A 12,919-nucleotide genomic window follows, 5' to 3' on the forward strand; every position below is an offset into this window, starting at 1 on the left:
TTTGTAAACTCTGAAGATTTCTCTTCAGAGACCGTCGGCAGAATTTTTCGACCTTTCCGCCTCCGGTTTTGGGACCCTTACGGGGAAAGTATTCACTTTTTGAGTATTAGGTATTTTTACAGCCCGCCTTTTCGGGCTACTCCACATGTAATCCAGAAACAACTTTTTCTGGTTTTGGGCTTTATGTCCCGGAGTCAGGACGGTCCTCCGCTTGCCTCGGACGGTGTGAACCCGCCTCGGCCTGCTCCCATTCTCATCACCTCCTTTCCATATAGATAGCTCAACCGGCAAGGTAATACCTTGCCATAGTACTATTTTACCATGCCTGTCAAGACCCCAAAAGCCTAGAAATCAAACGTAAAAATCAAAAATCCAAGTGTAACCGCCACCTTTTTAAATACCCCCCTGTAAGCACCACCTACACACCCAGCCCACAAATCCCAAATTACAAATCACAAATCCTAAACAATATTTAAACTCAAATTCTCAAAATCCAAAACTTTTCTATGTTTGGGTCATTAGAATTTTGTATTTTGAATTTGTTTGGTATTTGGTGCTTTGAATTCGTTTGAGATTTGGTGCTTGGGATTTGATATTTAAACATGTAGCCTCGTGGCTACATTCCTCCACACCTGTATCGTAATTATGGCTGATTTTACATTGGCCAAAAGTATGAGCCGGGTCATACTTTTGGCTGCTCCCGTAGCTCGTCCGCCTTGTAGGGACAGACCTTCAGGTCTGTCCGCCCATCCACCTCGGACAACCTTGTAGGGACAGACCTTCAGGTCTGTCCGCCCCTCCGCTTGATTTTTGACTTTTAATCTTTAATCTTTGGTTTGTGTGGGGTTTGGGGGTGGGATGAGGCGGATTTACTTGTAGGTTAAAACCTCGTAGGGACAGACCTTCAGGTCTGTCCGCCCGTCCACCTCGGACAGGGCTACAGTTAAAACCTTGTAGGGACAGACCTTCAGGTCTGTCCGCCCCTCCACCTCGGACAGGGCTAAAGCCCTGTCCCTACATTTTTGAGAAATTCTAAATCCCAAGCACCAAAAACAAATGACCAGAACAGCAAAAGTTTTTGATTTTGAGAATTTGAGTTTAGATATTGTTTAGGATTTGTGATTTGTAATTTGGGATTTGTGGGCTGGGTGTGTAGGTGGTGTTTACTTGTAGTATTCGCGGACGCGGCGGAAGAAGGCGCGGACGATGAAGACGAAGGCGATGACGAAAACGATGCCGCCGAGGGCCAGGTACAAGGCGGAGAAAAGGCCGACTTTGAAGGGGTAGGGTGACAGGGTCCAGTCGCTTTCGTTGCCGGCACCATCTATCGCCTTGACTCGCCAATAGTAAGTGCCGGGCTCCAATCTGACAGCACAACTGGGCTTGGTCAAGCCCGTCTTCCTCATCCCTGGTGCCAGGGGGAAGAATTGGAGGTCGTTATCTATCTCCAAAATATAGATAACGCCGCTGGGGTCAGAGACCTCGGTCCAGGTGAAGATGACAAGCTGTGGACCCAGCATGCCGTATCTCTCTTGAAGTGGTGAGATGGTGCTCGGTGACTCAGGCGCATCGCTTTCCAGAGTCAGGCCGAAGGTGGCGGTGTTGCCTCCCTTGTCAGTAGCCACAACTACGTGGTTGGTTTTGGAGCTTTCTGGCACCTTGAAGCTATGGGTGAAGTTGCCCATGTCGTCGGTAGTTGGCGAGCTAGATATGGTGACATCATCGAATTTGATGGAGACCTGGCTGGTGGCGGCAAAGCCGCAGCCGGTCACTGTTACCTCCCCGCCGATCTCGGGGGATTCGGGGTTAAGAGCTATTGCCGGTTGGACTTGGAAGCTGGTGCTGATATCTGCGATAGTCTGGAGTTTCATGCCAGCCTTGAGCTCGTGCTTGCCGGCGATGGTATTGGGGAGGGTGAAGTCGGTTTCAAAGCTGCCCTTTTCGTTGACGCTTATGGTAAGCTTGGTGTCTTTGCCATCGAAGCTCAAATTCCCCTCTTCTTTGGCGGGGAAGCCTGTGCCGTTGATGGTGACTTTAGAGCCAGGAGAGGCTGATGATGGGCTCACCTTGATGTCCGGCAGCACCATGAAGCTGAAGCCGTAGGGGTCTTCGGGGCGGGCGTGGCGGTAAAACTGGACATAGTTGGTACCGTAGGCAGCCTCAGGTACAGTGAAACTGACTGTTACCTTGGTGCTGTTTGGGGGGGCTTTGTCGTCAATTAAGACAATATAGTCAGTAGCCTCACCACCAATGGGCTTGTTGCTCCACCGAACCTCATAGCGTCCATCTGTACCCACCACAATCTGGGAACCGGCATCTATGGCTATCGTTGCCGTGGAGCCAACTTTACCTGAGTCTTTTGATTCCCCCACAACTGTAGGGGTACAAGCATTCCCCACTCAGCCGTCGGCTTTGACTGCGGTTGGTACCAGCGCCAGGGTCAGCACTAAAATCAGGCCAAGATAACCCATGAATTTCATGCCTTAAATTGTATACCGCCCTGCCTGAGCCTTGTCAAGTTCACATAGCTAATCCAGCTTCGACCCTTCCATCCCCCTGTAGCCTCGACCTTTTAAGGTCGAGGTCACGAGGTTAAAACCTTGTAGGGACAGACCTTCAGGTCTGTCCGCCCGTCCACCTCGGACAGGGCTACAGTTAAAACCTTGTAGGGACAGACCTTCAGGTCTGTCCGCCCATCCACCTCGGACAGGGCTACAGTTAAAACCTTGTAGGGACAGACCTTCAGGTCTGTCCGCCCGTCCACTTCGGACAGGGCTACAGTTAAAACCTTGTAGGGACAGACCTTCAGGTCTGTCCGAAAAGGAGCAGAGAAATGGACTTAAGCACCATGCGAACCCTGGTCAGGCGAGACCTCAAAGACGAGGACAATTCCAACTATCGCTGGCAGGACAATGAGATAGACCGAGCTATAGCCAGAGCGCTAGCCGAGCTGTCCCGTTACGCTCCCAGGGAAATGAAAGCTACCATCGCCACCGTTGACGGCAGCCGGGTGATAGACATATCCAGCTTGACCGATAGAGTCTCGGTTGACCGCGTGGAGTTCCCAGTAGGGGAGACCCCCAGGCAGTTCCAGCGCTTTACCGTTTATCAGGACACCGTCACACTCACCGGAGACGCCGAGGGGGACGGCGAGAACTGCTATATCTACTGGGGTAAGGTTCACACCCTGGATGGAAGCACCAGCACAGTCCCCAGCTATCTTGAGGACGTGCTTGCCTTGGGGGCTGCTGCCCATGCCGTGCTGTCTCAGGCGCAATACCGCGTTGATGCTGCCGGCTTTGGCGGGGACAGAGCCGATACCGATTACCAGTCCTGGGGCAATGCCGTGCTCAAAGAGTTCGCATCTCAGCTTAAACGCTTCGGCAGAGGCAGAAAGCTCAACATAAGCCAGCTCTATCAAGGAGACGACACAGAATAAATCAAATATCAAAGATAAAAAGGCAAAGGTACAACTCAAAGTGCAAAAAATTTTAACTTTTGATTTGTCATTTTGCATTTTGATGTTTGGTTTTTAACTTCTTTTGAGAGGAGACACTAATGGGAAATTCAAAAATTGAACAAGGCCTACCTAAGACCAAAGCGGGGCTTCCCTGGCAGGCGTTCGCCATCGTCGGCGACAAGGAAGACCCGGAGACGTGGAAGTTACCGCACCACACCAAGGCCATCTTCCGAGCCATCAAGGGAAAGATAGGCCACTATAGAACCACTGATTGGGAGCATTTGTCGGCAGCCGTGGCCGCCCTAAGCCCTGGCGGGTTCAGAGGCAGGCGTGTCGGAGCCACTGACCAGCAGATACTTGATGCCGCTAGGCACCTGGCCAGGCATTACACGGAAAACGGTAAGCCGGTGCCCGATACCCTGGCCACCATGGTCGAATGAATCAAATAACGTAGGGACATGCCTTTAGGCTTGTCCGCAGCAGGTTGACATAAAATAAAGGAAGACAGATAACGTAGGGACATGCCTTTAGGCTTGTCCGCAGCAGGTTGACATAAATTTAAACAAAAGGAGAGGAACAATGTTAAACAAATTTTTAGTCGGCAAAAAGAAGTACAGCGTCTTTATCACCACCGCCATTATTGCTCTGCTTGACATCTTTGGAGTCAGGCCTGATATGCAGAACGAGCTGATGGAGTTTATCCCCATGGTGGCTATGGTCCTCTCGGGAATTATCTACCTGATCATGGAAGGGACTAGGGACATCCAGAGGGAGAAAACCAATACCGCAGCCGTACAAGCGCAGGCAGGCGTTGTTATGGCCAATGGAGTCAATATCCCCAGAAATATAGCCGTAGCCCAGCCAGCGCAATCACAGCCAGAAATCCAGCCTATAGACCAGCTCTCGCCCGAACCCTTTGATGTCAAGACCTTCCATGAAAGAGTCCTCAATGATACCGACCTGAGATACACTGAGGTAAACCCGGCCACGCTATACTACATGGCCAAAGACAAAGGGCGGGTAACCACCTGCACCGACATTAAACAGGCGCAGGACTATTGGGATTATCTGGTGACCCTGGCATACGAGGCCAATGCCTATGTTAATGAGTTGTCCAAGCCTAAGCCAGGCGAGTGCCGGCGTCCCGGCCCGGAGTACTACGCCTCGCAGCTCGACCTGGCCAAGACCATTCGTTTTCGAGATTCCGTCCACAGACTGGCCGACTCCGGCATTGACTGGAAAGCCCGCGTTGCCAACAACGACTCTTTGATAAATGTCGGTGCTCTGGCCGAGGAAGTGCTTAAGTATGGCCAGTGAGTTAAGCGCTATGGAAAAGCTACTGAGTGCCATTATCCAGCTGCTTAAGAGTATTTTCGGCAAAGATGAAGCTCATGGAGGCGGCGGAGGTAGGACTGTCATGTACCAAGCCGATGTCATGCGGGATTTTAGCCGGCTTGGAATCCGAAACTTCGGCTATGAGGACGACTGGTATCACTTTCCAGCCGACCCAGAGGTTTGGGCTGAATGGTGTTACAAAGCCAGGAGTGCATGTCCACCCTACAAAAGCAACACAGAGACTCACATGGGCTTTGATTGCGACGATTTTGCTAAGTGCTTCGCCGCTTATTGCCGGCAGAAGGGTCTCTCCAACGCCATCTGGGAAGTTTGGGGTAAAACCCCAGCCGGCCGTCACGCCTGGAACGTTTTCCAGTGCGCGGAAAACAAATACGAAATCGAACCGCAAACCGGAGAAATCTGGCCACTGGGAACTAAAAGCGGCTGGAAAGCAGAAATAAGGTTGTAGATAATGAGCGGCGATTTGCCTTCAGGCTTAATTGAAGGGGGGGAATATGACAATAGTCGCCAACATCACCAGCAAGACTGCGAGGGCAATAAGTTCTACTATTAGGTTTCTACTTAACATTTTGCCTCCTGTTCTATCTTGTTCCCCCGAAAAGAGTAGAACGCAGCCGTCATCTCATAGTAGATTGGACTTGCGATGCACGCCTCCGCCCATTCAATTTAAGGAAGTATAACATAAAGGCGGCATGATTGCTAGTAGGAAAATAGTACTAGGAATCCATAGTACTATATGCAGCAAGAAAACACTCACCTGCCCTTCCAGAATGGAAGAGGGGGACAACTTTTAACTTTTAATTTGTCATTTTGGTTTTTGATATTTGATTTTTGACTCGCCATGAGAACTTTAACCGACGCCCTACTCGAAGAACAGAAGCAGCCAACCAGGAAGCCCCTGGTGAAGCTCGAGGTACAGGCTTACGGCCACCCCGAGGCTAACCCTGCAGGTGGTGTCCAGTGGGAAGCCTTCGGTTGGCAGCGCTTCTACTCAGGCAGCGAGACCAAGGACAGCCACGGCGTAACCATCCCCGGAGACGGCAGCCTGGTCAGAATCAGAAAGTCAGGCACTAACCTGTACCTCTCCCGAGTCACCAGCCCCGGACCAACCAGCGACTACTCCCAGTGGGGCAGTTCCTTCGGTGGAGTCCCGTCCAATGCTAAAGTCGCCATCGCCTCATTAGGAGCTAACGTCATGGTGGCCTCGATGTCTGCCGCCTATCTCTACCGCCGGCAGTCATCAGATTACGGCGCTACCTGGGCGAGCTGGGTTGAGATGGCCAACGCCCGACCCTGTGAGCGGGGCGTAGCCATAGCCTATAAGCCCAACGGCGACTGCGCCATCGTTCACGCCTCAGATGTCAACGACCCCATGAGCCTGTATATCCAGAAGCGTACAGGCGGTACATGGAGCACCGGCTTAGGCCAGCGAGACTACTATGACGCCGAGATTGTGGATTTAACTATGTACTACGACGGCGACTGGAATATCATCGCCCTAATTCAGGAAGGCAGCTATATCTCTGTCGTCCGCATAGTTCATGGGGACGGCTACAAAGTAACCGCTGGCCAGTGGGCTACGGACGCCAAGATAGGCTTAGGCAGAGCCAGAGTAGACGTTGCCGCACAGGTGAGGTTAAGGCAGTTCAAGGTCGGTTGGCCGGTAGGCTTTCGCAGGATGCAGCCCTTCGGCCCCTGGGAGCCGAGAACCGCCTCCACCTACTGGGAGAGGCATGCCGCGGTATATGAAGCCCTAGCCGGCGAGACCTTAGACGTCTCCGGCCCCTTCTTGGTAAAGCCCCCCACATCTTGCTCCAGGCCGTTGTTATCCCTAGCCCGCCAGAACCAGCCCTGGATATTCAGACTAAAGCCGGGCACGGACTTCATTGACTACAACTGGAATAAAGCCAGTTTCATTGAGACTTCTGCCTCCCGAGGCATGGCTTTAGCCGCCGACCCCAACAGCGAATACATCTGGGCAACGCAGCCTAACGAGGTCTGGCGGACCCCGTGCCCTGGCTCATGGACTCCCCCCACCCCAGGCTCAGGAGCTGGCGATAAAATCACCATCCCCGTAGCTAAAATCGCCAGGATCGCCGAGGCCGTAGACCCGGAACAGCAGTCGGAGCTGGTGGTGGAGCTGGACAACTCCAAAGGCACTTATAACAGCCCCGGCACCGGAGACCTGGCCGTGGTCAAGAGAGGCAGCAGGGTAAACCTGCACATCGGTTACAAAACCCCCTCCGGAGACCAGCTCTCAGAGGCTTCCAGGTATTTCATCGAGGCTATGGACTACAAAAGAGACCCCAACATCTCCAGCTTTATCATACGCTGCATTGACGCCTGGGGTTATTTAGAGCGCTACCAGTTCAACAAGCCCGTGGAGTGGAACGTCACCTCAGACGGCTTTACCTGTTATCAGCTAATTGAGAAGGTAATCCAGGCTGTAGGCGGCACGCTGTCCTATAAATCCCGGAGCAGCCTTATCACCAGCCTATACCCCAAGCTCGAAGTGGCATCGGGAGAGAGCGCAGCATCGGTCTTAAGGCAGCTACTAGGCATGGTACCAGATGTAATTTTCTTTTTCGGCCTGGACGCCTATATCGTCCATCCCCAGGATACGGACACAGCAGTCTATAAATATAAGTTCCCAACAGCATGACATAAAAATGTAGGGACATGCCTTTAGGCTTGTCCGCAGAAAGTTGACATAAAATAAAGGAGGACAGATAACGTAGGGACATGCCTTTAGGCTTGTCCGCAGAAAGGAGGACAACATGGCTAACGCACTTTACGACAAAGGCAGAGAAGGCTTTCTGGATGGGAGCATTGATTGGGACACCGACAACATCAAGTGTGTCCTCGTCGATGGTGCTGATTACACCCCCAACCTCGCCACCCACGATAACCTTGATGACATTCCCTCGGCCGCCAGGGTCGCCACCAGCGGTAACCTGGCAAACAAGACCAAGACCGCCGGTGTAGCCGACGCTGACGACGTCACCATCGCTAGCGTCTCGGGAGACCAGTTCGAGTATATCGTTATCTATAAGGACACCGGGGTTGAAAGCACATCTCGGCTGATAGCCCTCATAGACACGGCTACCGGCTTGCCCTGCACCCCCAACGGCGGCGACATTACCATACAGTGGCCTAGCGATGCCACTAAAATCTTCAAACTGTAATCTCCACCTGTCATTGCCAGCCAAGCGTGGCAATCTCAGCCCAAAGTGAGGGGTGAAATCGCCGTAATCTTGGGAATAGGGGGCATGTAGGGGCGTACCTTTAGGTGCGCCCAGAAATAAAAGGAGCGAAGCGACTAAATGGCAACAGCTAAACTCATAGGTCCTTCAAGCATCGTTAACTACAGTGGAGCATCAGCAAATTATGCTTGGTGGGATAAGTGGACAGCCGAAGGCACAGGCAGGGTCAGCCAGATACGTGTATATGGATACACTAACGGTTATGTCAAGGTTGCTCTCTATGCCAACAACAACGGCAGCCCCGGCACATGCCTAGCCAAGCAGGACACCAGCACCGCCATTGTCGCCGGTTGGAACACCATCACCCTTGAATCCGAGGCCTCGGTCACCAAAGACACCGTCTATTGGATAGCAACCGCCGCAGGCGACTCCTCAATTTCTTACACATACCCCACCACCGGAGTCGTATGTAAATACAAGACCATCACCTACTCCACCTGGGTGTGGCCAGATGACCCCACCAACCTCTTAGAATCCAACACCTGGTACATGAACGCCCAAGGCTATGGTGTTCTCGTCCTAAGCCTATCAACCATCCCCTCAGCCGAAGTTGTAGGCCAGCCCAAGCTAATCTTTATCCTCAAGCCGTCAACTATAGCCTCACAGGAAGCCGTTGGCAGCCCCATTGTTGAGCTAGCTGGGACTTATATACAGCCTGCCACCATCCCATCAGCCGAGGTGGTCGGAAGTCCATCTGTAATTAAGCTGCTTCAGTTTCTGGTCCCGTCAACCATACCTTCGGCAGAGGTAGTTGGCAGTCCCACCATCTTGAACCTTCGCCAGTTCCTTATCCCTGTAACCATTCCCTCAGCCGAGGCGGTCGGAAGTCCATCTGTAATTAAGCTGCTTCAGTTTCTGGTCCCGTCAACCATACCTTCGGCAGAAGTAGTTGGCATCCCATCAATCGGCGTCTTCGGCATCATAGTCCCCGTTACCATCCCCTCAGCCGAAACTGTAGGGGGGCCCACGCTGCTCAAATATGTTTGGCATGTTATCCTGGACGCCCTGTACAGCACCGAGACGCCAGACATCAACCGAGCCTTTGTTATCGGCAGAGACGTCTACGGCATGCCGGTCTACGGAGAAGCCCATACCACCGCAGAGTCGGCACTTGTTGGCCAGAGGCTAGATTTTAGGCAAGAGCTAGCCATCCCCACCACCGCCCAGGCAGGGAGCATGGCCAGCGCTGTCTTATCCAAGATGAGACTCACTGGAAAGATGGCGCTCATACTAATCCCGCCCAACTGCGGCCAGGAGCTGTTTGATACAGTGCAGGTAACCGATAAGCAAGCCAACCAGTCTAACGCGCAATACCGTGTAGTCGGGCTGAGGTTCGAGTATAACCCCAGGCAAGCCCGCTACCACCACAAACTCATACTAGGAGCACCCTAAAGCCTTGGTGTTGAAAGCGTTAGTGTCTCTCTGATGGTTACGGGCCGGTAATGCCTCAAGTGTCTTGTCCAGGCGGCTTTTGGCTACGAATGTTGCCTAACTTCCTTGTCCAGGGTGATGAAGCCTCGCTTTAGGGCGGTGATCACTGTCTGGGTGCGGGCATTGGCATCCAGTTTGCGCAGGATGGAAGTTATGTGGTTCTTGATGGTTTGTTCGCTGATGTTAAGTTCAAGCGCTATTTGCTTGTTGAAGTAACCCTGGGCCATATAGGTGAGGATTTCGGTCTCCCGGGGGGTCAGTGGAGAAACGAAGGATTCGATGCCTTTTCCCCATGAGAAGTCCTGGAACTGCTGCAGCACTTGTTGGGCAGCTTGAGGCCGTGCAAAAAGAGTATCGTTTATGGGGTGTTTGCCAGCGGCAGCTTTGCGGATTGTCGTCACCAGCTCAGTTGAGGAGACATCACGCCTTAGATAGCCAGCTACCCGGGATTTAATTGCCTGAAAGAGCTCTTCATCGTTGGGTTGGGGTGAGAAAAGTATTACTGCCACGCTGGGTAATAGCTGCTTAATGGCCTTGGCTAGGTCCATGCCGTCGTTGTTGGACATCTCGATGTCGAGGAGAACGACATCGGGGTACAAGTTGCTTATCGCTGACATAAGCTCTTTGCTGGAACCAATGTCGCCGCAAATATCTATGTCAGCTATTTGATTTAGAGTGGAGTGCACACCCTGGCGGAATAAGGGCTGCTGGTCGGCTATTAGTACCTTTATCTTCGGCTGCTTTTCGGCCATTAATCACCTTTCTGTGGGCATCTTATGTTCAGTGTAGCAAACCAATATGTCAATGTCAATCAGTTGTTCCTTGACGTAATGGTGGCTAATTTATAGAATGTTGCATGTATTTGCTGCAGAACCTGAAAGGATAGTTTTTGATATGGAGCTAGTTGAAGAGATGCTGGCCGGAAACGTGTTGGCTTTAGCACGGTTGATTACAAGAGTGGAAAGAGACGGTGCTGATGTACCACGAATAATGAAGCAGGTCTACCCTCATTTGGGTAAAACTTATTGTATAGGCATAACTGGACCGCCGGGGTCAGGTAAGAGCACCATGGTGGACCGGTTGACGGCAGTGATACGGCAGCGTGGTTTCACGGTGGGTATAATTGCCGCTGACCCTACCAGTCCATTTACCGGTGGTGCTGTCCTTGGTGATAGGATAAGGATGCAGCAGCATTACCTTGATCAGGGAGTTTTCATTCGGAGTATGGCGACGCGTGGTAGTCACGGAGGTTTGCCGCGGACTAGTGGCGGTGTGATTAAGTTGATGGGTGCCTTCGGTAAAGACTTCGTTTTGGTGGAGACGGTAGGGGTGGGACAGACTGAGCTGGACGTTATGCAAAACGTAGATACTGTGGTGGTGGTCTTGGTTCCTGAGGCAGGTGATACAATTCAGACGATGAAGGCAGGCTTGTTTGAGATTGCTGATATCTTTGCGGTAAATAAGGCTGACCGTCCTGGGGCTGATAATCTGGTGGCTGAACTGGGTATGATGGTCCACCTTCGTTCTGAGGAAACTTGGTGGCAGGTGCCGGTGATAGCCACTGAAGCTATCAATAATGTCGGCATCGAGGAACTTTACGGACAGATCGAAAAAAATCGCCAAGCGTTAGAAGAAACCGGGCGATTGTCACAGCGGCGCCAGGAACAGCGGCGGCGGGAATTTCTGGAAATAGTGGAGCGTAGAGTTTCTGATGAGCTTTTGAAATTGGTGGAACGAGACGAGGAGTTGAGCCGACACATGGCGATGGTCGAAGCTGGTGATATTGATCCCTATTCCGCGGCTGATGAAATTCTCCGGCCGGGGACTTTGCTGGCTAGCTGGTCGCGGCAGCTGGCAGAAAGGCATCCCAGCGATTAGGAGAAGACGAGGTGGTTGGAGGATGTGGTGAGCAGTGGGCAGACCTTTCAGGTCTGCTTCTATATTTATGCCGCAGGCCTCATGAAAACAACACGAAATTTATGGTGGAATAAAAATGGCCAAAAAAGTCAGTAAGTATGATGTCATAATTGTTGGTGGTGGTCCGGCAGGCATGTTTGCTGCCTTAGAGCTATGCCAAGACAACGAAGTCAAAATATTGCTTCTGGAAAAGGGCAAAGACATTGATGCCCGAAGGTGTCCCCTGCAAGAGACGGGCAAGAGCTGTGTGTCGTGCTCGCCGTGTCACCTGGTTAGCGGATTGGGCGGAGCCGGAGCCTTTAGCGATGGCAAGTTGACTTTGTCCTCAGTGGTGGGCGGTCGATTAGGTGAATTGTTGGGCGATGGCCAGATGCAGGAGCTTATTGACTATGTGGATGACCTTTACCTCAAGTTTGGTGCTACCGATAGGATTTACGGTGTTGGTGAGGAGGTGGATGAATTAGGGCGGCGGGCAATTCTGGCGGAATTAAGGTTAGTTCCGGTGAGGCTGCGTCATATCGGGACGGAACGGTCCCGCCAGGTGCTTAAGGCTATGCGGGATTTTATTGTCCGTGGTGTGGAGGTGAGGTTGGGGGAGGTGGCGGCTAGCATCACGGTTGATAATGGAGTGGTGGCTGGGGTGGAAACGGACCAGGGCGAACACTTGAAGTGCCGCTATCTGGTTTTGGCACCAGGCAGAGAAGGGGCAGACTGGCTGACGAAGGAAGCCAGCCGACTCAAGCTAAGCTTGAAGTCTAACCCCATAGATGTTGGTGTCAGGGTGGAAGTTCCGGCACCGGTGCTTGAAGAGTTGACCTCAGTATTATATGAATCAAAACTCGAATTCTTTTCCCGCAGTTTTGGTGACCGGATAAGGACATTCTGCATGTGTCCCGGCGGTGAAGTTATTATGGAAGCCACAGGTGGTGCTGACCCGGTGATTACAGTCAATGGCAATAGCTACGCGGAACGCAAAACCGGGAATACCAATTTTGCTATTCTGGTGAGCACTACTTTTACTGAGCCGTTTCGTGAGCCTATCGCTTATGGAAAATATCTGGCGCGGCTGGCTAATCTCCTCAGCGGTGGTGTGTTGGTACAACGTTTTGGCGACTTGATGGAGGGGCGTCGCTCAACGCCAGAGCGCATTAAGCATAGCATTGTTGAGCCTACCTTAAAAGCGGCAACACCGGGAGACTTGAGCTTTGCTCTCCCGTTTCGCCATCTTAAAGGGATAGTGGAGATGCTTCAAGCGATGGACAAACTGGCCCCCGGGGTGGCATCTAGGCATACTCTGCTATATGGTGTTGAGGTCAAATTTTATTCCAGCCAGCTAGAGCTAAGCCCGTGCCTGGAGACAGAAATCGGCAATATGTTCGCTGCTGGCGATGGTGCTGGTGTTAGTCGTGGGTTAATCCAGGCCTCGGCTTGTGGTGTGGTGGTCGCCAGGGAGATATTGAGACGGCTGGGCAAATAGATATTGCCTGAGGCA

At 52.1% G+C, this 12,919-nt stretch carries 12 protein-coding genes; 9 read left to right on the forward strand and 3 right to left on the reverse strand.

Features of this window, described 5'->3' with window-relative positions:
* Window positions 1–1,163: 1,163 nt before the first annotated feature.
* Together FJ023_09275 and FJ023_09280 are read right to left on the reverse strand one after the other, a co-directional pair.
* Window positions 1,164–2,399 carry a hypothetical protein gene (locus FJ023_09275; protein MBM4447511.1) on the reverse strand — a complete coding sequence of 412 codons (1,236 nt, stop codon included), beginning with the start codon at window positions 2,397–2,399 and terminating at the stop codon, window positions 1,164–1,166.
* Between the two features lie 185 nt (window positions 2,400–2,584).
* Window positions 2,585–2,764, reverse strand: coding sequence for a hypothetical protein (locus FJ023_09280; GenBank protein ID MBM4447512.1), 180 nt, complete (start codon window positions 2,762–2,764; stop codon window positions 2,585–2,587).
* Between the two features lie 69 nt (window positions 2,765–2,833).
* Between FJ023_09280 and FJ023_09285 the strand changes: the two genes are divergently transcribed.
* The 7 genes from FJ023_09285 to FJ023_09315 all read left to right on the forward strand — a co-directional run bounded on the left by FJ023_09285 (window position 2,834) and on the right by FJ023_09315 (window position 9,471).
* Window positions 2,834–3,439, forward strand: coding sequence for a hypothetical protein (locus FJ023_09285; protein ID MBM4447513.1), 606 nt, complete (start codon window positions 2,834–2,836; stop codon window positions 3,437–3,439).
* A gap of 119 nt (window positions 3,440–3,558) precedes the next feature.
* On the forward strand, window positions 3,559–3,900 hold the full coding sequence (locus FJ023_09290) for a hypothetical protein (GenBank protein ID MBM4447514.1): 342 nt from the start codon (window positions 3,559–3,561) through the stop codon (window positions 3,898–3,900).
* A gap of 139 nt (window positions 3,901–4,039) precedes the next feature.
* Entirely contained in the window at window positions 4,040–4,777 is a 738-nt protein-coding gene (locus tag FJ023_09295; GenBank protein MBM4447515.1) for a hypothetical protein, read from the forward strand.
* On the forward strand, window positions 4,767–5,264 hold the full coding sequence (locus FJ023_09300) for a hypothetical protein (GenBank protein ID MBM4447516.1): 498 nt from the start codon (window positions 4,767–4,769) through the stop codon (window positions 5,262–5,264). Before FJ023_09295 ends, FJ023_09300 begins: the two co-directional genes overlap by 11 nt.
* A 453-nt stretch (window positions 5,265–5,717) precedes the next feature.
* Window positions 5,718–7,478 carry a hypothetical protein gene (locus FJ023_09305; GenBank protein ID MBM4447517.1) on the forward strand — a complete coding sequence of 587 codons (1,761 nt, stop codon included), beginning with the start codon at window positions 5,718–5,720 and terminating at the stop codon, window positions 7,476–7,478.
* Window positions 7,479–7,593: 115 nt separating this feature from the next.
* On the forward strand, window positions 7,594–8,001 hold the full coding sequence (locus FJ023_09310) for a hypothetical protein (GenBank protein MBM4447518.1): 408 nt from the start codon (window positions 7,594–7,596) through the stop codon (window positions 7,999–8,001).
* A gap of 138 nt (window positions 8,002–8,139) precedes the next feature.
* Entirely contained in the window at window positions 8,140–9,471 is a 1,332-nt protein-coding gene (locus tag FJ023_09315; GenBank protein ID MBM4447519.1) for a hypothetical protein, read from the forward strand.
* Window positions 9,472–9,554: 83 nt separating this feature from the next.
* Here FJ023_09315 and FJ023_09320 read toward each other — a convergent pair whose 3' ends face one another.
* Entirely contained in the window at window positions 9,555–10,262 is a 708-nt protein-coding gene (locus FJ023_09320; GenBank protein ID MBM4447520.1) for a response regulator transcription factor, read from the reverse strand.
* Between the two features lie 142 nt (window positions 10,263–10,404).
* Between FJ023_09320 and meaB the strand changes: the two genes are divergently transcribed.
* Window positions 10,405–11,388, forward strand: a complete 984-nt coding sequence (gene meaB, locus FJ023_09325) for a methylmalonyl Co-A mutase-associated GTPase MeaB (protein MBM4447521.1) — start codon at window positions 10,405–10,407, stop codon at window positions 11,386–11,388.
* Window positions 11,389–11,503: 115 nt separating this feature from the next.
* The gene (locus FJ023_09330) at window positions 11,504–12,904 is read left to right on the forward strand and encodes an NAD(P)/FAD-dependent oxidoreductase (GenBank protein MBM4447522.1); all 1,401 of its coding nucleotides are present in this window, start codon (window positions 11,504–11,506) and stop codon (window positions 12,902–12,904) included.
* Window positions 12,905–12,919 lie beyond the last annotated feature (15 nt).

The organism is Chloroflexota bacterium (genome assembly GCA_016875875.1).
GTDB lineage: Bacteria > Chloroflexota > Dehalococcoidia > GIF9 > UBA5629 > 9FT-COMBO-48-23.

Coding starts and splice junctions, on each gene's coding strand:
- FJ023_09315 (MBM4447519.1), top strand. CDS start 8,140: ATGGCAACAGCTAAACTCATAGGTCCTTCAAGCATCGTTAACTACAGT.
- FJ023_09310 (MBM4447518.1), top strand. CDS start 7,594: ATGGCTAACGCACTTTACGACAAAGGCAGAGAAGGCTTTCTGGATGGG.
- FJ023_09330 (MBM4447522.1), top strand. CDS start 11,504: ATGGCCAAAAAAGTCAGTAAGTATGATGTCATAATTGTTGGTGGTGGT.
- FJ023_09300 (MBM4447516.1), top strand. CDS start 4,767: ATGGCCAGTGAGTTAAGCGCTATGGAAAAGCTACTGAGTGCCATTATC.
- meaB (MBM4447521.1), top strand. CDS start 10,405: ATGGAGCTAGTTGAAGAGATGCTGGCCGGAAACGTGTTGGCTTTAGCA.
- FJ023_09290 (MBM4447514.1), top strand. CDS start 3,559: ATGGGAAATTCAAAAATTGAACAAGGCCTACCTAAGACCAAAGCGGGG.
- FJ023_09320 (MBM4447520.1), bottom strand. CDS start 10,262: ATGGCCGAAAAGCAGCCGAAGATAAAGGTACTAATAGCCGACCAGCAG.
- FJ023_09285 (MBM4447513.1), top strand. CDS start 2,834: ATGGACTTAAGCACCATGCGAACCCTGGTCAGGCGAGACCTCAAAGAC.
- FJ023_09295 (MBM4447515.1), top strand. CDS start 4,040: ATGTTAAACAAATTTTTAGTCGGCAAAAAGAAGTACAGCGTCTTTATC.